This is a genomic window from Alcanivorax sp. HI0007, from assembly GCF_001635525.1.
Taxonomy (GTDB): domain Bacteria; phylum Pseudomonadota; class Gammaproteobacteria; order Pseudomonadales; family Alcanivoracaceae; genus Alcanivorax.
This window is the reverse complement of the sequence record NZ_LWEJ01000253.1, coordinates 1-18,487: the sequence shown is the minus strand read 5'-3', so window position 1 is coordinate 18,487 and position 18,487 is coordinate 1. Positions and strand designations below refer to the sequence as shown.

Annotated in this window: 18 protein-coding genes and 1 pseudogene; 11 read left to right on the top strand and 8 right to left on the bottom strand. The window is 52.9% G+C overall.

Annotation, left to right across the window (positions count from 1 at the left end; all coding sequences use genetic code 11):
- The 3 genes and pseudogenes from A3714_RS14120 to A3714_RS14110 form a co-directional block, all read left to right on the top strand.
- Positions 1–686 (top strand): annotated as a pseudogene (locus A3714_RS14120) (NAD(P)/FAD-dependent oxidoreductase); the annotation flags it as partial.
- A complete protein-coding gene (locus tag A3714_RS14115; protein ID WP_007150445.1) occupies positions 683–1,549 on the top strand; it encodes an SDR family oxidoreductase in 867 nt (288 codons plus the stop codon). The pseudogene A3714_RS14120 and the gene A3714_RS14115, both read left to right, overlap by 4 nt.
- Before the next feature lie 41 nt (positions 1,550–1,590).
- A complete protein-coding gene (locus A3714_RS14110) occupies positions 1,591–2,475 on the top strand; it encodes a metal-dependent hydrolase (protein WP_007149555.1) in 885 nt (294 codons plus the stop codon).
- Between the two features lie 146 nt (positions 2,476–2,621).
- Here the strand turns inward: A3714_RS14110 and A3714_RS14105 are convergent, their stop codons facing one another.
- Genes A3714_RS14105 through A3714_RS14075 form a run of 7 tightly spaced genes read right to left on the bottom strand, consistent with a single transcriptional unit; the run spans position 2,622 to position 10,976 of the window.
- Complete coding sequence (locus A3714_RS14105) at positions 2,622–4,223, bottom strand: GMC family oxidoreductase (RefSeq protein WP_035248738.1); 1,602 nt, start codon at positions 4,221–4,223, stop codon at positions 2,622–2,624.
- Complete coding sequence (locus A3714_RS14100) at positions 4,210–5,325, bottom strand: acyl-CoA dehydrogenase family protein (RefSeq protein ID WP_035248740.1); 1,116 nt, start codon at positions 5,323–5,325, stop codon at positions 4,210–4,212. Before A3714_RS14100 ends, A3714_RS14105 begins: the two co-directional genes overlap by 14 nt.
- Positions 5,326–5,333: 8 nt before the next feature.
- Positions 5,334–6,494 (bottom strand): acyl-CoA dehydrogenase family protein, encoded by a 1,161-nt coding sequence (locus tag A3714_RS14095; RefSeq protein WP_007150215.1) that lies wholly within the window; start codon positions 6,492–6,494, stop codon positions 5,334–5,336.
- Positions 6,495–6,541: 47 nt separating this feature from the next.
- Positions 6,542–8,092 (bottom strand): long-chain-fatty-acid--CoA ligase, encoded by a 1,551-nt coding sequence (locus A3714_RS14090; RefSeq protein ID WP_035248742.1) that lies wholly within the window; start codon positions 8,090–8,092, stop codon positions 6,542–6,544.
- A 58-nt stretch (positions 8,093–8,150) separates the two neighbouring features.
- Positions 8,151–9,089, bottom strand: coding sequence for a PaaI family thioesterase (locus A3714_RS14085; RefSeq protein WP_035248780.1), 939 nt, complete (start codon positions 9,087–9,089; stop codon positions 8,151–8,153).
- A 16-nt stretch (positions 9,090–9,105) separates the two neighbouring features.
- Complete coding sequence (locus A3714_RS14080; RefSeq protein ID WP_052042942.1) at positions 9,106–10,107, bottom strand: BtrH N-terminal domain-containing protein; 1,002 nt, start codon at positions 10,105–10,107, stop codon at positions 9,106–9,108.
- Entirely contained in the window at positions 10,107–10,976 is an 870-nt protein-coding gene (locus A3714_RS14075; protein ID WP_035248744.1) for a metal-dependent hydrolase, read from the bottom strand. Before A3714_RS14075 ends, A3714_RS14080 begins: the two co-directional genes overlap by 1 nt.
- Before the next feature lie 877 nt (positions 10,977–11,853).
- Between A3714_RS14075 and A3714_RS14070 the strand changes: the two genes are divergently transcribed.
- From A3714_RS14070 to A3714_RS14045, 6 genes are all read left to right on the top strand, one after another.
- Positions 11,854–12,186 (top strand): membrane protein, encoded by a 333-nt coding sequence (locus A3714_RS14070; protein ID WP_035248785.1) that lies wholly within the window; start codon positions 11,854–11,856, stop codon positions 12,184–12,186.
- 79 nt (positions 12,187–12,265) lie between these two features.
- Positions 12,266–12,760 carry a RadC family protein gene (locus tag A3714_RS14065; RefSeq protein ID WP_063508940.1) on the top strand — a complete coding sequence of 165 codons (495 nt, stop codon included), beginning with the start codon at positions 12,266–12,268 and terminating at the stop codon, positions 12,758–12,760.
- A 100-nt stretch (positions 12,761–12,860) separates the two neighbouring features.
- Positions 12,861–13,829 (top strand): DUF932 domain-containing protein, encoded by a 969-nt coding sequence (locus A3714_RS14060; RefSeq protein ID WP_063508939.1) that lies wholly within the window; start codon positions 12,861–12,863, stop codon positions 13,827–13,829.
- Positions 13,830–13,913: 84 nt separating this feature from the next.
- The gene (locus A3714_RS14055; protein WP_231866048.1) at positions 13,914–14,414 is read left to right on the top strand and encodes a hypothetical protein; all 501 of its coding nucleotides are present in this window, start codon (positions 13,914–13,916) and stop codon (positions 14,412–14,414) included.
- Positions 14,411–15,418: a YqaJ viral recombinase family protein gene (locus tag A3714_RS14050; protein ID WP_063508937.1), complete on the top strand. Its 1,008-nt coding sequence runs from the start codon at positions 14,411–14,413 to the stop codon at positions 15,416–15,418. The genes A3714_RS14055 and A3714_RS14050 overlap by 4 nt, the downstream gene beginning before the upstream one ends.
- A gap of 98 nt (positions 15,419–15,516) precedes the next feature.
- Positions 15,517–16,398 (top strand): hypothetical protein, encoded by an 882-nt coding sequence (locus A3714_RS14045; protein ID WP_063508936.1) that lies wholly within the window; start codon positions 15,517–15,519, stop codon positions 16,396–16,398.
- Here the strand turns inward: A3714_RS14045 and A3714_RS14040 are convergent.
- Positions 16,395–16,724, bottom strand: a complete 330-nt coding sequence (locus A3714_RS14040) for a helix-turn-helix domain-containing protein (protein WP_230457725.1) — start codon at positions 16,722–16,724, stop codon at positions 16,395–16,397. The two genes, A3714_RS14045 and A3714_RS14040, sit on opposite strands and share 4 nt — an antisense overlap.
- A gap of 250 nt (positions 16,725–16,974) precedes the next feature.
- Here A3714_RS14040 and A3714_RS14035 point away from each other — a divergent pair, with 250 nt between their 5' ends.
- A complete protein-coding gene (locus A3714_RS14035) occupies positions 16,975–17,535 on the top strand; it encodes a DUF4339 domain-containing protein (RefSeq protein WP_063508934.1) in 561 nt (186 codons plus the stop codon).
- 39 nt (positions 17,536–17,574) lie between these two features.
- Positions 17,575–18,363 (top strand): hypothetical protein, encoded by a 789-nt coding sequence (locus tag A3714_RS14030; protein WP_063508933.1) that lies wholly within the window; start codon positions 17,575–17,577, stop codon positions 18,361–18,363.
- Positions 18,364–18,487 lie beyond the last annotated feature (124 nt).

The window sequence follows — 18,487 nt, the reverse complement described above, 5'->3', positions numbered from 1 at the left end:
AGCATTTTCAACCTCACTACAACCCATGGGAGGAACGAATGTGCGCAGTTCCCAAGGGGGATCTGTTCAAGGTGCTTCGTGAAGGCAAGGCTTCCGTGGTGACGGATCATATAAAAAATGTCACCAAAACCGGTATAAAACTGGAATCTGGGGATTGGATACCTGCCGATATTATCGTCACAGCTACCGGTCTGGATTTGCAAATGTTGGGCGGCGCAGAGCTACGTGTTGATGGTACGCACGTCAATCTCTCAAACACCATGATGTACAAAGGCTTAATGCTGGAAAAAGTGCCTAATATGGCACTGGTCTTTGGCTATACCAACGCGTCCTGGACCCTCAAGGCAGATATTGCCTCCGAATTTGTTTGTCGGCTTCTCAAGCATATGCGCAAGACAGGCGCAGAAAAGGTGACCCCTATCGACGAGGAAGGGTGTGGCTCTGATGTCAACTTTCTCAACCTTCGCTCTGGCTACATTCAACGTGCTGATGACCGCCTGCCACGCCAAGGCAACAAAGATCCTTGGCAAAACCTCAACGATTATCTTCACGACCTGCCGGCGCTTCGTTATGGAAAAATGAATGATGGCCACCTTAAATTCGAAACGACAAACCTACATAAAACGAAACGCAATCTCGTCCAAAAACTTCTGAGCAACACACTCAATATAGAGGCGCAACGATGAAATCATTTTCAGGAAAAGTCGCGGCGATCACTGGCGCCGGGTCGGGCATCGGGCAAGCCACGGCGATTGCTCTAGCAAAAGAAGGCTGCCACTTAGCGATCTCTGATATCAGCGAAGAAAGCCTAGAGAAGACGGTCGAATTACTGGCAGGCTACGCCGTCAACATCAGCACTCATGTTGTTGATGTCAGCAACAAAAATGCGGTTTATCAATACGCGGAAGATACCGTATCAACACACGGAAAAGTAAATCTCATCATGAACAATGCCGGTGTGGGACTGGGTGAGACCGTCGAGAACATGAGCTATGAAAACTTTGAATGGCTGATGAATATCAATTTCTGGGGTGTCGTATACGGTACAAAGGCATTTCTTCCCCATCTCCAGAAAATAGGTGAAGGCCATATCGTCAATATCTCCAGCGTTTTCGGCATTATCGGTGTTCCAACCCAGTCAGCCTACAACGCCGCAAAATTTGCTGTTCGCGGATTTACAGAATCATTACGTGAAGAGCTGGATATCGCGGGCGGCCTTGTCAGCGCGACTTGCGTTCATCCAGGTGGAGTAAAGACCAACATCGCGCGTAATAGTCGCATGGGAGACATGGGCAGCATGAACATGGGCGACAAAGAAGAGATTGCCAGCATGTTCGAAAAAATTGCCATGACCACACCCGAAGCTGCCGCTAGAACCATCCTGAAAGGCGTGCGGAAAAACCGGCGAAGAGTTTTGGTAGGCGGTGACGCGGTCATGCTGGACACCACACAGAGACTGATACCCACAGGCTACCAACGCTTGCTTGAAATTATGTTTAAAAAACAGCAAAGCAGCAAAAATAAAAAAACGCATCAGGGCATGGCCTGACATTTTTCTCTTTAACTATCACATTATTGATTGGAGGCGATATGCGCTCGTCTAATACGGTAAAAAGCATTAAGAAACTCAGCGGCGCACTGGTGGGCATTCCACCGCGTCATATCAATTTTCAATTTCCGGATTCCATTCCAAAGTATTTTTATGCTGGAAATGCCACAGCAACGACTTTCTTTGCCATGCTCTCCGGTTTTTTCCCACCTGGTGAACGCTATTTCATGGAGTCCGTTAGACACTTTCGTGGTCAGGTTAAGGACGAATCTCTACGGGCGGCCATATCGGGCTTCATGGGGCAGGAGGCCATTCACGGACGAGAGCACGACAGGCTGAACCAGATTCTCGCCGAGTACGGCTATGACATGCAGTCGCCAGATCGGTTTGTCAAAATTGGCTTGGCCATACTAGAGAAGTTGCCGCCGAGCACTCGGCTAGCCGCCACCACGTTTATGGAGCACTTTACTGCGCTTCTCGCCGAGCAGCTGCTTGAAGACGAGAATTTTGTACGCCAGGCAGACCCTGAAATGCTCAAAATATGGCAGTGGCATGCGCTCGAAGAGCTGGAACACAAATCTGTTGCCTACGACGTATATGAGCTTATTGGTAACAGCCGTACAGAGCGCGTGGCTGCAGCCCTCGCCTCGATGGTCGTCTTGCTGCCGATGCTGGGCATCACCTGGAGCTGGATGCTTGTCAAAGACGGCCAGCTCGGCAACATCAGCGATAATGTTAAAGGTCTGAATATTTTGCTAGGTCGTAACGGGTTTGTATCGCAAATCCTTTCGCGCCTTCCTGAGTTCATTCAGCCGGATTTCCACCCTGATCAACATGACACCAAAGGGCTGGAAAAACTGTGGCGTGAGAAGTTGTTCGCTGAAGGTGGCCAACTGCATGAGCTGTATAGCAATCCGGCGGCATAATAATGCTCAAGGGGGTTTAGGGAACCTCTGAATAGTTGACGACTCTGTCACCACCGTTTGCTAAAAGACACACAAAAAAATGCCGGAATTGCTTCCATGCAACTCCGGCATTACACCTTTTATCATAGCTTTTCTCTAGCCGATCTTTATTGCGCATCCTCTAGAATGAATTGTGCCGCTCGCTCGCCAATCATCATACATGGCGCGTTCGTATTACCACTGATCAACAGTGGCATGATCGAGGCATCGGCGACACGCAACCCCTTCACACCGTTTACCCGCAGACGGACATCCACCACCGCTTTTTCATCACTACCCATTCGGCAAGTGCCGACGGGATGGTAGATTGTTTCAGCGCGCTGGCGAATATCCGCGTCAATCTGGTCATCACTCTCCACGCTGGAAGCCGGTTCGTCATCACCGCCAAAAGCAGAGCTGAAAGAATGACTGTGAAACACTTTTCTGGCTAGTTTCACGCCTTCACGGAGCACAAGAATATCGTCAGGATGAGAAAGATAGTTTGGGTCTATCAAAGGCGCAGCAAATGGATCGCTATTGGCCAATCGAATCTGTCCTCGACTCTTAGGCCTGAGTTGGCACACATGAATCGTACAACCAAACCCTGGCGTCAACTGACGTCCATGATCTCGAAGATAAGCCGGTAAAAAGTGTAGCTGAGCATCCGGACGATCCGGCTCGCTGAGCAGGCTGACAAAAGCCCCTGCTTCCGCCGCGTTACTGGCAAGAAAGCCGCGCCGATGACGAAAATACTGGTAGAAGGCACTAATCAGCCGAGGTATAAAAAACGGTGACATGCCGATTGATTGACGGCTTTTGTCCTTGATCATGACGGTCATATCAAGGTGATCTTGAAGGTTCTCCCCAACTTCCGGCGAGTCTTGCAAACAGGTGATGCCGATTTTCGATAGGTGCTCTCGCTCTCCAATACCCGACAACATCAGCAACTGAGGGGTATTGATCGCCCCACCGGACAGGATGACTTCTTTGTTCGTACGAATGACCGATTGAGCACCATCACTATCACAAATTTCGACGCCAATCGCCCTGCCGCAATCCAGTAACACCTTGGTTACCTGCACATCCGTCATGATGTGCAAGTTATCGCGGCCACGTGCAGGATCCAGGAAAGCACGCGCGGCACTCCACCGGCGCCCTTCTTTTTGTGTTACCTGAAACCGGCCAAAGCCTTTCTGTTCCGGCCCGTTAAAATCATCGTTTCGGGTATAACCCAGCTCTTCACCGGACTTAATAAACAGCGGGGTTAACGGGTTAACATCCCTGACTCGGGTAACATTCAGTGGCCCACCCACACCATGCCAATTGTCAGCGGAGTATTGTTCATTGTTTTCATGTGCATTGAATACCGGCTGCACATCTTTCCACGCCCACCCTGTTGCGCCTTGCGCTGCCCAGTCATCATAGTCTTGTTGTTGGCCTCGAATGTAGACCATGGCATTGATTGAGCTGCTGCCCCCCAGTGTTTTTCCTCGCGGCCAGTAGAGGCGCCTTTTATTAAGGTGACTTTGTGGCGCGGTGTCGTAGCCCCAGTTTCGCTTTCCTTGTTTAATTAGACCGATGAGTCCAAACGGAATATTAATAAAACCGCTATTATCGTGGGGGCCGGCCTCAATAAGACAAACGGAATACTTGCCGCACTCGCTTAACCGGTTGGCAAGAACACAGCCCGAAGAGCCCGCCCCCACGACGATAAAATCAAACGACTTCATTTTGCTTCTCCCCCGCCTGAATAAACCGTGACATGTGGTGCTCTCGGTCGCCATGACTCAATGATGCATGTGTCACCAGACGGAAGTAATGGCCAATGTTCAGCTCTTCCGTAACACCAACGCCACCATGGATCTGGATACCTTGCTGAGTGATACCAACGGCCCGGTTTGCGTAGTAAGCCTTTGCCGCCGCTGTCGCGCGCCCGCGCTCACCGACGTTTGCGCTCTCTCCTTTTACTGACACCATCAAGAGCATGGATTCCAGCTGCTGGAGATCAATAAACGCATCAACAAGGTAGTGCTGGATTACCTGAAAACTGCCAATCGTTCTACCAAACTGTTTACGCGTTCGAGCGTATTCCAGAGTGGCCTGATACACCTCTCGGCAGGCGCCGTACATACGTGCGCAGTCCAATGCGCACAGATAATCGAACCAGGCAGAAACCGCTTGCTTTGCCGCATCACCACGACACAAAACCATTTCGTCTGTGATGAGCACATCATCAAGCGTCAAACTGGCAGCACGGCTTCCATCGAGCAGTCGATATCTTTCAACGTCACAGGCGTCGAAAGGTAGCGCGACAATGACCAACTCATCACCAGACATAGCGGAGACGAGCACGGCGTCTGCAACGCCACCATCAGACACAACGTGCTTCTGCCCGGAAAGTCGTTCTCCGTTTAGCCTCAAGGAAGGGTTCAGCACGTGATAACCGGCATGCCGGTCATAAAGACCGCAAGCCACACGTGCCTCACCAGCAATAATGCGATCAAGCAACGCCAAGGATGTTGGCGTATTGGCGAACTCCAATAACTTGCCGGGGGAAACAATTAAATCGACAAAAGGGTCAAGACAAAGCGCGGCTCCTAACTCCTGAACAATGGCGCACACGTCAAGCAATGAGCCGCCATACCCTCCAACAGATTCAGCAAACGGAAGGCCAAACCAACCCAAATCATTCATGGCCTGCCAGCGATTCGCTTCAAGGTGATTACTCTCATTCAACTGTGCAATGTAGGTGTCAAATGAATAGTTGTCTTTAAGATAACGGCGCGCGGTATCCGCAATCATGGTGGTATTTTCGGGTAACTTGAAATCCATTTTTCACCTCACAATCCGAGCAACATCTTCGCCAACACGTTTTTCTGGATCTCGTTAGATCCACCATAGATGGTGCACGCACGCAGGAAGTTATAGCGGCGACTGGCCTGATTAAAAATTTGCTCCCCAATGGGCTCCTCGTTATCCCATGGCAAAGACATCAAACCTCCGATTTCCACCATCGCTTGGGAAACCCTTTGCTGTAGTTCCGTGCCTTTGATTTTCAGTCCTGACGATTCTGGGCCGAACGGCTTGCCTTCATCTGTGGCAGCAACGGTGCGAAAGTTGGTGTATTCCAGTGCCATAAGATCGACTTCCAAGCCAGCCAACCGACGCACCGCCAACTGCTTATCTGTTTCCGTTGGTAGCGCATCGATAGCACTTTTAAGGCGATTGATTTCGTAGTGAATATCCGCCACACCGGCAATGGTGGTGCGTTCGTGGGTAAGAAGAAACTTGGCAATGGTCCACCCCATTCCTTCTTGACCCACCAAATTTTCCACAGGCACTTTCACGTCGGTAAAATAGACTTCGTTAAGGTGATGATGCCCATCAATTGAATAAATCGGCCGTACTTCAAGCCCGGGGGTTTTCATATCGATCAGCAGGAATGAAATACCCTGCTGCTGTTTCACGGTGCTATCCGTTCGCACCAAGCAAAACATCATGTCTGCCCAATGGGCCTGTGTCGTCCAGATTTTTTGACCATTAACCAAATAATGGTCGCCATTACGCGTGGCTCGCGTTTTTAACGAGGCCAGATCTGAGCCCGCATTGGGCTCAGAATAACCTTGGCACCATAGCGTTTCGCCACGCTGAATGCCGGGCAACCACCGTTCCTTCTGTGCTTCAGAACCAAAGGTATATAACACCGGCCCAACCATGGCCACACCAAAAGGACTTGTTGGCGGAGCCCCTGCCGAGGCGCGTTCCTGATCGAAAATATACCGCTGGGTTGCGCTCCACCCTGGGCCACCAAATTGTTCTGGCCAAGTAGACGTGAGCCAACCTTGACTGCCCAGCAAACGCTCCCATCGTTGCTGCATATTCTTGTCTGGCATCGCTCCTCGGGCAGTACAGCGCCGAATATCATCAGGCACATTTTCCTTCATCCACTGCCGGATACTCTTACGAAATTCTTTTTCGTCATTACTGAAATCCAGATTCATGGAAGCCTCCAAGCCAATAAATTTCGCAATACAAGGTCATCAATTACTCAATTAACCTGTTTACCGTTGCTCTCCCAAAAGGGGGCTCGCAGTTCGTTTTTCAGCACCTTACCTGCCCCACTCACCGGCAACGACTCTGCCTTAAAATCAACGCTACGAGGCACTTTGTAACCTGCAATTCTTTCACGGCAATGTTCGATAATCTCTGCCTCACTGGCGTGCTCTCCTTCACGCAGCACCACGATTGCATGCACAGCTTCACCCCAGCGTTCATCGGGAATACCAATTACCGCGCACTCCTGTACCGCAGGATGGCTATAAATGGCACCTTCAACTTCAACAGAGAAAATATTTTCTCCACCGCTGATTACCATGTCCTTGGCTCGATCAACGATGAAGACAAATCCATCCTCGTCCATGTAGCCAAGGTCGCCGGTATGTAGCCAACCATTGCGCAAGGTATCAGCGGTTGTTGATTCCATTCCCCAGTAACCCAACATGACGTTTGGTCCCCGCGCACATATTTCGCCAACCGTACCTTGAGATACCACCTGATCATTTTCATCAAGCACCACCACCTCCACACCCAGTGCTGCGCGACCGGCGCTACGTAATTTTTCTCCGCCGGGAATGTGATGTTCTGGCCCGAGTGAGGTAATGATTGGGGAGGCTTCGGTCTGGCCATAGCCCTGAGCAAATGACACTGTCGGCATTTGTTCCATAGCACTAATCAATACCGCCTCTGGCATTGGCGAGGCGCCATACAGCATGCGTTTTATGCTGCTGACATCGTAATTGGCGATGCGCCCAGATGAGGCTAGAAGATTGACCATGGTCGGCACCAACAGGGTGTTCGTGACTTTCTCCTGCTCAATGAAAGCCAGCACTTCATCAACATCAAAGCGAGGAACAATGCCATGTGTCCCCGCAGCCAGTGTCACGGCAAACGTGCTGGCCATATCAGCCAAGTGGAACATGGGCCCGGCATGCATATATATGGTGTCACTGTCATAGCCCATCTCGGCAACCACGTTTAGGGCATTGAATACCAGGTTGTCATGACTCAGCATCACGCCTTTTGACCGCCCAGTGGTACCACCGGTATAAAACAGCCCCGCCAGATCGTCACCGCCAGCATTGGCGTCACGGATTCGATCGGCGTTGGCGACAAGGGATTCATAATCAATACACCCTTGTGGACACTCACCCTCACCCATGAAGACAACATGCTTGATAGACTCAAGCTGTGGCTGTAGGGATGGCAGCAATGCTGCAAAGGTGTCATCAACGAAAAGCACTTTAGAACCTGAGTCATTCAAGGTATAGGCGATTTCAGGTGGTGCGAGCCGAATATTGACGGGATTCACTGCCGCACCGGCCCACGGCACTGCATAGAAATACTCCAGGTAGCGATCGCTGTTTAATGCCAGTATGGCAACCCTGTCACCCGCATTGACGCCCAGACTTAGCAACCCGTTAGCAAGGCATGCGATACGGTCTTCAAACTCTCGCCAGGTTTGCCGCCGACCAGCAAAAACGGTAGCCGTACCTTGGCCGTTTAATTGAACCGCACGGCGCAAAGTCTGTGAAATATACATAACAGAACTCCTCTATTGAGGCAGAAAAGGAAGGGGGGAGGGTTGTTTATAGATTGGATTAGCTGGAAGCGAAGGCTCTCTTATAAATGAAGCGACCTCGGGAAACCTGGGCGCCATCAAGAAACACATCCACAACAACCACAATGAAGCGCTTTCCTTCACGAATAATGTTCGGCTTGGCCACCAACGTACCCGCAAAGGCCGGGCGCAAATAATCCAGAGTCATACTTGAACATACTGGCTTATTTTGTTCAGTCTGATTCGCTGTTAAGTGCGCGCCAGCAACAAGCTCCGCGAAGCTTGCGATAATACCGCCATGAAAAGTCTTGATCAGAGGGTTGCCAATGTGCTGCTCGCGAAACGGCATTTTATAGGTTGCTTCGCCATTATCGTCCGAAGCCGTCATACCAAGAAATTTTTCGTATGGTGATACATCGCCGACCACAGTAGAGAGAGCGGTTACCCTTTCTGTTTCGAAGCTGATGATTCCTTCATCATCGATTGTTTTTTTCTTGGAGGGGGCTCTCTTATTGCTAGGATTCACAGATTGATCAAAGGACGGGCCTGCCGTTCCTATCGCAAAACTGCCTGATACCGACGCCAGCAAATTGCCGCCATCACGCCCAAATGCCTCTCCACGGACATAAGCAATATTTTCTTCAACTGCAAAACAGGTGACATTACATGCCACCCCTTCGCCAGCCTCGGGTTTAGCGATGAAATCAACGCGCAAGTCAATTGTCGCAATTGGGCGCATGTCGCCGAGGCGCACAAAAATCGCCAAACCACATGCCGTATCAAGCAAGGTAGCGATGGCTCCCCGATGAAGCTTTCCCTGTTGATCACAAACCTCTTCCACACAAGGCATGCTCATTACCGCGCCATCTTTGGTAATGTCATCCATTGCGATACCAAAAACCCTGAACAACGGATGCCCTGAACCAAAAAAAGCCTTTGCGGCAAGCAGTTCTCTCGGGAGTGATGTCTCAGCTGTCATAGTTAGCAACTTTTTATCAGAATGTTGAAGCGGCATCCGCATACCGGGTCTCTGCAACACGCACAGATTCAATGGCGTCCGTTATTGCCTCTTCAGGGAATGTTTCACTTTCGGACCCCTTTCGCAGACAATCAGCCAGAGCGGACCATGCCGCAGCACTCGTGCGCATCAACTCGACCAAGCCTGCCTCATGTATTTCAGGAACAATTTCACTCGCTTCATCGAGAAATTCTGAATACATCGCTCTAAAGCCGCTGCCCCCCGTTCCACGCTTCTCGATCACTTGATAGGCGAAACGGAGCAACCATTGCCATTTATCCACTGCCTTCCAGCGAGGAAGTTCCTGGATCCAAGTTGTTAGCGCTTGAATACCGTGATTCCTGCTTCCTTGCAGGAGATTATCTGCATTCTTCACAATCGCACTGCGCACGTTATCGGCAGACACCTGAACCGAAACACTTTCGGGTGCGAACAATGAACCATGATGGATAAAGGGTGGCGACAAGGAGAATCTGGCTTCAACCAACTTGTCACGAGGCACCTCTAAAAGCCCTGGGCGCTCGGTATCGCTAACGAGCATCGTCTCGCCCTTCTCGGCTCGCTGCCAGGCGACGATGGCGTGACCGGGGAAATGTGTACTGCTCTTGAAATAAGGAAGGTAAAAAATATCAGTTAAGAGAAGCGCAGGCCGCCCCGCATCAAGATGGGCATCCAGCGCATCGGCGGCAGCACATTTATCTTGCCAAGTTTCCCAGCGAAACGGCACGCCCAGTGTAGAGAACACCGTTTCCTCAAATCCCATTGAACGGACATGGACAATAAACGGGGTGTCCGTGCCTGGTATTTCCACATAAGTAATACCAAGCCCGGCACCCAGCCCGAAGCAGAAAGCTTCCGTCAAATTAAGCCCATGAAACTCCAGCAGGTCTCTGATAGCTGAACTGCCACAGTGACGCCCAGGCCGATGTGTATGAGGAACATCGACGGTACTGGGGACATCCTGCTTGTCTCCATGCATCAGGCTGCCTCACTCACTGGAGCCGGACCGTAAATGGTTTCCGATGCCCGCATCGGATCTCCATGAGTCTCATACTCCGCCAACCACGCGGCAACCTTCTCAGGCATACCGGTATCCCAAGGGTGAAATCCAGGGCGGAACCAAGCGAGGAAATCAGGCAGCATGCCTGTGAGAATACCTTTTCGCCCATAAAGCTTGTTCAGGCCTCGCAGAATCACACCAGGCTGGCGCGTTACGCCATCAAGCTTGAGCATATTCCAAAATACTGGAGCCACGACAAGGTGAACCATCAGGGTCGCAACCACCAACGCAGACGCGCGCGTCAAGTAGCCTCCACCTGCTGCGCCCTGATAAAGATCATAGGCCACGGCCTTGTGCTCTACTTCTTCGACCCCGTGCCACAGAAATAGCGCTCTCATGACGGGGTCAGCCTCGCTAAACATCTCGCTCTTCTCGCTGACCATGGTTTCGCCCAGGGTTGCCGTAAAGTGCTCAAACGCCGCCGTCATGGCGAGCTGATACTTCTTCGGCAGGTACTTTTGTGTGGTGCGAATAAAGGTCCTTAGATTCGCAGTGACCTTATCCACATCCACGCCCTGGCTGGCCATCACATCGTTGAAACGATCATGGACAATCCCGTGCTGACCTTCCTGGCGAATAAAGTGACGAATATCCTCGCTCAGCTGATCATCTGTCACTTGATCCTTGAAGTTACGCACTGACTGGATAAAGAAGCGCTCCCCCTCCGGGAAATGCACTGAGAGGGCATCAAAGAAGCGGGTCAGCACGGGGTCACCGCCATTCCAGTGCCGTGGCACTGACGAGACATCAAAAGCGACTTTGCGCGGCTGAATTGATACAGAACTCATAATTCCTCCAAATAAACAGGCTGTCTACGTAGTGACATCCCTTGATCTTATTTGGCTGAACAACCAAATGTCAATAACCTTAGGTCGCAAGTCTCCTCTGTGAAGCAGTCATTATGCATAAAGCTGCATTTAAATGGTTTTGGAAGTGTGGTCCGACCATGGAAGATACGCTGTATAAAATTGAATCGGTGTGCTGTTTTTCGAATATTTATCTTTCCCGGAATGCCGATGAAACTTCCACCTTGAACTTTCGATGCCTGCGGGATGAGCTGAATCTGTGCAAGATTCTAGTTATTGCAATATCCAGAATCGCAAAGAAAGAAGCGCAAGACTAAGTGATTTATCGCTGAACGTTCTGGAATGCAATCCACGACGAGGAAGACAGCACAGCAATGCGAGACCAGCAAACCAGCGCGCGAACTAACGTGAACATACATTCCGGGTGATTAAAGGTATCTTCGGCTACAGAAAGGTGCCACCTTGGCCAAGCCTAGAATACCAACAGGCTATATACCTTGGCGGGGCCAATAACCTGTTCGGAGTGAAACGGGAGCTGCCGCGCCTGATTGCTGCTTTTCTTGAGCATCATAAAACCGAAAAATGCACGATATTCAGGCCCGCCCTAACTCGTATGAGAATTCACCAAGCAGGTGCTGTCGAGAAGATGAGAGGCATGTTAGGCCGCAGCTCACCAACATCGGCCAACTAAATAGAGAAGAGCGATCGGCGTAGTATCGAACTATCCAAATACTACACAGAAACTTCAACTACCCGCATGAAGAGAAATGCGGCCACTATCCCAGATTTTTTCAACCATATATCACCTCTATGAAGCCAGGAAGGAATGGCCTTCCTGACCCTGTCTCATGGAGGTTTCATGATCATTCAATGTCCGTCCTGCCGTTCCATCCGCGTTGTCGCCCTGCAGAATGGCCGCAAGGTCGGCGGCTCTGTAGGCACGGTTGCAGGTGCCGCCAGCGGCATTGCCATGGCTAGCAGCGGTGCTCGCGTGGGCGCTACGGTCGGCCTGGCGTTTGGCCCTGCCGGGTCCGCCATCGGCGGTATCGCCGGTGCCGTGTTTGGCGGTTTGGCTGGCGGCGTGGCCGGTGGTGAAGCTGGTGCTGCGCTGGGCGCCAAGCTCGACGAGACCTATCTCGACAACCTGGAATGCCTGGATTGCGGACACAGCTTCCGCCTCGATGCCGAGTAAGTCCCACTCTCCCCTTACCACTCACACACCCCTGAAGCCCGCCCAGTGCGGGCTTCTTTATGCCGCTATGGAGGCCTGGATGGATATTCCCACTTTCGTAAAGAACGAGCAGGGCCTGTACCACGTACAGGGCTGCGTTAAGCCTGAGGAAATTGTCAGTACGGCGGCCACCATTCTTCTGGATGAGCTGACCGGTCGGGAGGCGCTAACCACTCCCACCGATGTCGCCCAGTTCCTGCAGATGGCCCTGGCCCAGAAGAAGAACGAGGTCTTCGCGGCCATCTTCCTCAACAACAAGCATAAGGTGCTCAGTTTCGAGCCCTTGTTCAACGGCACCATTGATGGCGCGGCGGTGTACCCCCGTGTGGTGGTACAGCAGGCCCTGGCCTGCAATGCCGCTGCCGTAATCTTCGCCCATAACCATCCCTCCGGGTGCTGTGAGCCCTCCCAGGCTGATCGCACCATCACTACCCGGCTCAAGGACGCTCTGGCCCTGATCGATGTGCGGGTCTTGGATCACTTCGTCGTGTCCCGCTCCGAGTGGGTCAGCTTAGCCCAGCGTGGCTGGCTCTGAGCCTTCACTCTTCGGCTTTTGCTCTACCACTGACTCAACCACCTCTTCTCATTCGTTAAGCCGCCCGTTTTGGGCTCATCGTTATTCTTGGAGATTTACCATGGCACATCTTGTCGAAAGCATGGCCTATGCAGGCCGTACCCCCTGGCATGGGTTGGGCAACCAGCTCGCCAGCCAACAACCCCTCAATGTCTGGATGCGGGAAGCCGGCATGGACTGGGAGATCCGTGAGACCCCTGTTCGCTTCATTAGCAGTGAGGCCGGCGCCCTCGGGCAAATCTCATCCTTCCCGGATCAGAAAGTCCTGTTTCGCTCCGACAATCAGGCGCCTCTGTCCGTAGTGAGTAACCGCTTCAAGGTGGTTCAGCCCCGGCAGATCCTGGAGTTTTATCGAGATCTCACCGAGCGCTCTGGTTTTGAGCTGGAAACTGCTGGCGTTCTTAAAGGTGGCCGCAAGTTGTGGGCGCTGGCCCGCACCGGGCAAACAGGTTCTTTGGCTGGCAATGACCAGACCAACGGCTATGTGCTGCTGGCCACCGCCTGTGACGGTACCTTGGCGACCACTGCCCAGTTCACCAGCATCCGAGTGGTGTGTAACAACACCCTGGCGGTGGCTCTGAACGGAGCCGCCCAAGCGGTGAAGGTACGCCACAACACCACCTTCGATGCCCAGGCCGTCAAGAAACAGCTGGGGATCTCCGTCTCCGCCTGGGATGACTTCATGTACCGGCTGAAGGCCCTCAGCGAGCGGCGCATCACCCGCAAGACCGCCGAGAAGGTCATGCGCTCGGTCTTCACCGATGTGAACTACGCCTCTGGTGACATGCTGGTGAAGCCCAACGAGCAGGCCATGAAGAAGGCCATGGCGCTGTATGACGGCGCCGGTCGCGGTGCGGAGTTGCCGTCTGCCAAGAGCACGGCCTATGGCTTGCTGAATGCAGTAACCGAGTTCGTAGACCACGAACGCCGCGCCCGCAGCACCGACAACCGGCTGGATTCCGCCTGGTTCGGCAAGGGTGCCCAGATCAAGCAGCGGGCCCTGAGCCAGACTCTGGAACTGGTGGCCTGACTGATTCCCTACTCACTCTTTTCCCTCGACTAAAGCCCGACCCGCTCTGTGCCGGTCGGGCTTTTTATTGTTTGGAGCCTGACCATGACAGAACGTAATCACGATAGCCGTGTAGCCCCGGAAGCCAGATGCTCTGCGCCTCCACTCTCCCCGCATCTGGCCGCCCTCTGGGGAGCCTTTCTCCATGAAGGGGTAATGCTGAACAAAGAGCGCGGCAACCGACTTCTGGAGATCTGGGGTAATGGCTGTATCGAACTGATCAGCACCCTGTGTGACTTCATCCCTGATATCTGGAAGCAGGTGCAGCCCTACTGGTACGGCCCGCAAGGGTTTCCTGGAGTGTTCGAGTACGAGGTGGTGTCCATTCTGGGCGAACAGCTGGGCACCTATCTGCTCGAGAATGATGGCAATTTGCCGCCCAAGGACGAGATCCAGCAGATGATCAGCGAACTGGTAGTCACCTTCTTCAGCCTGGGCGGCAGTCATGAGATCCCCTCGGATCAAACGCCCCAGACCCATCGGCTGATCAATCTCCATGATCGCTTTACCGAGCGGCTGACCCAACTGGAAGGAGGTCACTCATGAGCACACCCCGCGCCATCAAACCCTCATCACGTCCAGCCCTGCGTCTGGTGTCCACCAAGGGCATGAACCGGGAGCAGTGGCTCAAGGTCCGCAAGCAAGGTATCGGCGCCAGTGATGCCGCAGCGGCGGTGGGACTTAACCCATATCAGTCACCGCTGGAACTGTGGATGATCAAGACCGGGCGGGATGGGCTGTTACCGGCCCCCAACCCTGACGACATTCATACCCCGCTGTACTGGGGCAATCTTCTTGAACCCAAGGTGGCCGAGGCCTATGCCAAGGCGACGGGCAACAAGGTGCGGCGGGTAAATGCCGTGCTTCAGCACCCGGATGCCGACAAGTCCTGGATGCTGGCCAATCTGGATTACTCGGTAGTGGGGAATCCAGAGGTGCAGATCCTGGAATGCAAAACCACCGGCCTTAATGGCGCCAGGCTCTGGGTCGATGGGGTGCCGGAATACATCCAGTGTCAGGTACAGCATCAACTGGCGGTCACCGGCAAGCAGGCGGCGGACGTGGCGGTGCTGATCTGCGGGCAGGAGTTGCAGATACACCGCATTGAGCGGGATGAGACGGTCACTAACCAGCTGATCGAGCTGGAACGGGCTTTCTGGCACTTGGTGGAAACCGATATGCCACCCGAGGCCGATGGCTCCGACTCCGCCGACCAGGCGCTGCGGGCGCTCTACCCTCGTGATGATGGCGAAACCCTGGATCTCATTGAAGACACCGCACTCAACGGTGATTTCAGTGAGATGCTGGATATCCGGGAGCGGCTGGCCCGGCTGGCCGAACGGGAAGCCCGGCTCAAGCAGCGCATACAGCAACGCATGGGTGACGCCGCACGGGCTTATTTCATGGATGGCCAGGTGAGCTGGAAGCGCAGCAAGGACAGTACAGTGCTCGACACTGACGCCCTGCTCAAGACTCAGCCCGCGCTACTGCAGCAATTCCCCAAGCATCGCGCTGGCAGTCGCCGGTTCCTCGTCAAACCCAACACCTGATCGTTCTCGCATCACCTCACTCAACACCCCACGCCTAACAGCATAAACGCCGGGCCCTGCCCGGCGGCTGTGCGGTTTCTTTATAACAGGAGATTCCCATGATCAAAGGACTCGCGATTACTCCCCCCGTGATTGGCCGCATTAGTATTGGCCGCATGGTGGAAAAGAACGGCAAGCGTCTGCCGGAGAAAGACGACCAATTCACCATCACTACCCAGATCCAGACCCGGGAGGGCTGGCTACCGCACCCGCTGGATGAGACGCTGCGCCAGGAAGTACAAGGCAAGAAGCTGCGCAGCATTCCCGTCACCCTGCCCTTCAATGATCCGGACCTGAATCTGCGGGCGGAGTACACCTTCTTCGAGCGCAAGAGTGGTCGCCCTCTGTGCAGTGGCGACGGGGAGACCTGTCGGCGCCGCACCGACCAGGGCCTGAAGCAACTGCCTTGCCCGTCACCCGACCTATGCGAATTCGGCGCCCACGATCTGTGCAAGCCCTACGGGCGGCTGTATGTACGGATCGGGGAAGAGGATGAACTGGGCTGCTTCGTGTTCCGGACCACCGGCTACAACAGCATCCGCACCCTGGCTGCCCGGCTGCGTTACTTCCATGCCATCAGTGGCGGCAACCTGGCCACCCTTCCCCTGGAATTGAAGCTACGCGGGAAGAGCACCACCCAGAGTCACCGGGCGCCGATCTATTACGTGGATCTGACACTGCGCGCTGAGCAATCCATGGAGGACGCCGTCAGCTACGCTAGAGAAACGGCCAAGGCCAGGGAAAACCAGGGCATCCACCAGGCAGAGCTGGACAAGGTGGCCCATGCCGGCCTGCTCAACGCTCAGTTCGAGTACTCGGAGGAGGAAGGGTTGCAGCTTGTGGAGGAGTTCGTGCCGGAGGGTGCTACACCATCGGGCAATGTCCAACCACAGTCGGCACAGGAACTCAGCCAGAAATTAGCCGGGAAGAAGGCAGGCTAATCAATCATGGCCAGCAGACCTTGGCGACGCTTAACGGACAGGCGCCGATAGCCCTTGAGCAGTTGGGCTTCGGCGTCATTACGTACCTGAGCGTCATACTTGGACTTCAGCTCTGAGGCACCCTCAACCTGATCACCGCAGATCAGATGATCCAGCGATACACCGAGGACCGCCTTCAACTTCGGCAGTAAACGAAATCCGGGCGAATCACGGCCATTTTCCCAGGCGGATATCGTGGATTTGGTCACATGAAGCTCGTCGCCCAACTGCTCTTGGGTCAGACCCAACGCCAACCGTGCTGCCTTCAGGCGCTCGGGAAAGCTCATCACGCCCACTCCATCAATCTGATAGAGCAACGCTACGGCAGTGCCATACCTCTGTCGTACCGGAATACTTGACCCTTAAGGTATAGCATTGCAATACTTTGCGAGTCTTGAATTACATAACACTCAAACTGAGACACACCTTCCAAACCAGCGGACACAGCGCTTGGGGGAGACCGCCCTTCCCAGGCACAGCACTCGACCTGTGCTTGGCTAAAAACCATGGAAGGACAGCCACTACAAGGAATGAACAATGGAAAACAGTACCACCGGGAACGAGATCTGGTTCTACGAACTCAACGGGGAAAGGAAGGGGGGCGTTTCTGAAACCGATCTTATCACCCTGATCAGCAACGGCACACTGCGCCACGGATCATCCGTCTGGAAGAAGGGGTTCGCGGACTGGACCAACATCGAAGATACCCAGCTTCGGGAACACTTTGATGATACGACCCCACCGCCGCTAACCGGCGCCAAAGTCAACAACACCGTTGTATGGATTCTGGCGTTTGCCCCACTGATCGGCCTCACCCTGGAATACTTTGTGGCCTACATGGTTCACAGCAGCGAGTACCGTGCCGAGCAAGCCGTTGCCAGCGGCCATTTCATTTACATCACTCTCATACTCAATATTGCCCTGTCTTTCCTGGATGAAAAGAGACTCAAGAAAGCCGGCACTGACACCAGCACATTTGGTGGATGGGTGTGGCTGGTGCCCGTCTATCTCTACCAACGATCCCAAGCCCTGAAGCAGAACCTGGCGTACTTCATCGTCTGGATCGTCTGTTTCCTATTAATTGTGGTTGGTGCTTAAGCCAATCACATCATGGAACGATTTTAAAAGAGAACCATCATGAAAAACCTCAAAGTAGCCCTAGCATGCATTTCCCTGGCAGCCCTATCCGGGTGCTCTTCTGAAATAGACGTCATTCGGGAAGGGCGCCTTGAATTACTCCCTGAATATAAAGTTGGCCAGGCCCTGGATAACCGTAAGCTTTGTGAGAGCACAGACTGGTCTGTCATTGAGGACGAACGGGGCCGAGATGTCGTTCGTTACACCTGTAATTTCAAGGACATAGAAAAGAATTACAGGGATACAGCAAATGAAATGATCGATGCTGCAAAAAACGACAGCAGGCTGATCACATTGCAGGAAAGGTTAAACGAACTCGAATCAGAAATAGCGAGAGAAAAACAACTATTAAAGAAAGCCCAAAATCATATCGATAGCGGTAATTCTTGGACTGAAAGGAAAACAGAAAACGGCTCCAGCTACACGGTTTGGCCTCGTGTCAAACAGCAATCAATAGCCGATATTGAGAATCACGAAAGAGAGGTCCGGAGCATAAAAAACCAAATCTCGATGATTGAAAAAGAAAACCAGGACTCCCTCTCTCTGGCTCAGGAGACTCTTGAGAAATACAAAGGAGCCAGGGCCTTTGAAACCATTGACTGGGTGGTAATGGAGGACGAAAGCTTCATGGTGCTTTCCGGAAGCATGCATCATACCAACATATTCAAAGATACCATCGAAGAAACGCCACACGAGAACATACAGTCCGCCCTCTACCTAATTTACAACGAAAACTTCGACACACTATTTGCTTATGAAGATGCCCTACAGCAAATAGCGGAGCTTTGATCATACTTCAATAAGACCCAGTCGCTGACTAGAACGGGCAGCGAATCTGCCCGTTTTATCATCTCCTCAAACTAGGACAACTCAATGAGCAAAGATATTGACATCGAAAAATACACCTCCGAAG

What these genes read in the sequence shown, in the direction of transcription:
- A3714_RS14115 (WP_007150445.1), top strand. Translation starts at nt 683, where the DNA reads ATGAAATCATTTTCAGGAAAAGTCGCGGCGATCACTGGCGCCGGGTCG.
- A3714_RS14110 (WP_007149555.1), top strand. Translation starts at nt 1,591, where the DNA reads ATGCGCTCGTCTAATACGGTAAAAAGCATTAAGAAACTCAGCGGCGCA.
- A3714_RS14105 (WP_035248738.1), bottom strand. Translation starts at nt 4,223, where the DNA reads ATGAAGTCGTTTGATTTTATCGTCGTGGGGGCGGGCTCTTCGGGCTGT.
- A3714_RS14100 (WP_035248740.1), bottom strand. Translation starts at nt 5,325, where the DNA reads ATGGATTTCAAGTTACCCGAAAATACCACCATGATTGCGGATACCGCG.
- A3714_RS14095 (WP_007150215.1), bottom strand. Translation starts at nt 6,494, where the DNA reads ATGAATCTGGATTTCAGTAATGACGAAAAAGAATTTCGTAAGAGTATC.
- A3714_RS14090 (WP_035248742.1), bottom strand. Translation starts at nt 8,092, where the DNA reads ATGTATATTTCACAGACTTTGCGCCGTGCGGTTCAATTAAACGGCCAA.
- A3714_RS14085 (WP_035248780.1), bottom strand. Translation starts at nt 9,089, where the DNA reads ATGACAGCTGAGACATCACTCCCGAGAGAACTGCTTGCCGCAAAGGCT.
- A3714_RS14080 (WP_052042942.1), bottom strand. Translation starts at nt 10,107, where the DNA reads ATGCATGGAGACAAGCAGGATGTCCCCAGTACCGTCGATGTTCCTCAT.
- A3714_RS14075 (WP_035248744.1), bottom strand. Translation starts at nt 10,976, where the DNA reads ATGAGTTCTGTATCAATTCAGCCGCGCAAAGTCGCTTTTGATGTCTCG.
- A3714_RS14070 (WP_035248785.1), top strand. Translation starts at nt 11,854, where the DNA reads ATGATCATTCAATGTCCGTCCTGCCGTTCCATCCGCGTTGTCGCCCTG.
- A3714_RS14065 (WP_063508940.1), top strand. Translation starts at nt 12,266, where the DNA reads ATGGATATTCCCACTTTCGTAAAGAACGAGCAGGGCCTGTACCACGTA.
- A3714_RS14060 (WP_063508939.1), top strand. Translation starts at nt 12,861, where the DNA reads ATGGCACATCTTGTCGAAAGCATGGCCTATGCAGGCCGTACCCCCTGG.
- A3714_RS14055 (WP_231866048.1), top strand. Translation starts at nt 13,914, where the DNA reads ATGACAGAACGTAATCACGATAGCCGTGTAGCCCCGGAAGCCAGATGC.
- A3714_RS14050 (WP_063508937.1), top strand. Translation starts at nt 14,411, where the DNA reads ATGAGCACACCCCGCGCCATCAAACCCTCATCACGTCCAGCCCTGCGT.
- A3714_RS14045 (WP_063508936.1), top strand. Translation starts at nt 15,517, where the DNA reads ATGATCAAAGGACTCGCGATTACTCCCCCCGTGATTGGCCGCATTAGT.
- A3714_RS14040 (WP_230457725.1), bottom strand. Translation starts at nt 16,724, where the DNA reads ATGAGCTTTCCCGAGCGCCTGAAGGCAGCACGGTTGGCGTTGGGTCTG.
- A3714_RS14035 (WP_063508934.1), top strand. Translation starts at nt 16,975, where the DNA reads ATGGAAAACAGTACCACCGGGAACGAGATCTGGTTCTACGAACTCAAC.
- A3714_RS14030 (WP_063508933.1), top strand. Translation starts at nt 17,575, where the DNA reads ATGAAAAACCTCAAAGTAGCCCTAGCATGCATTTCCCTGGCAGCCCTA.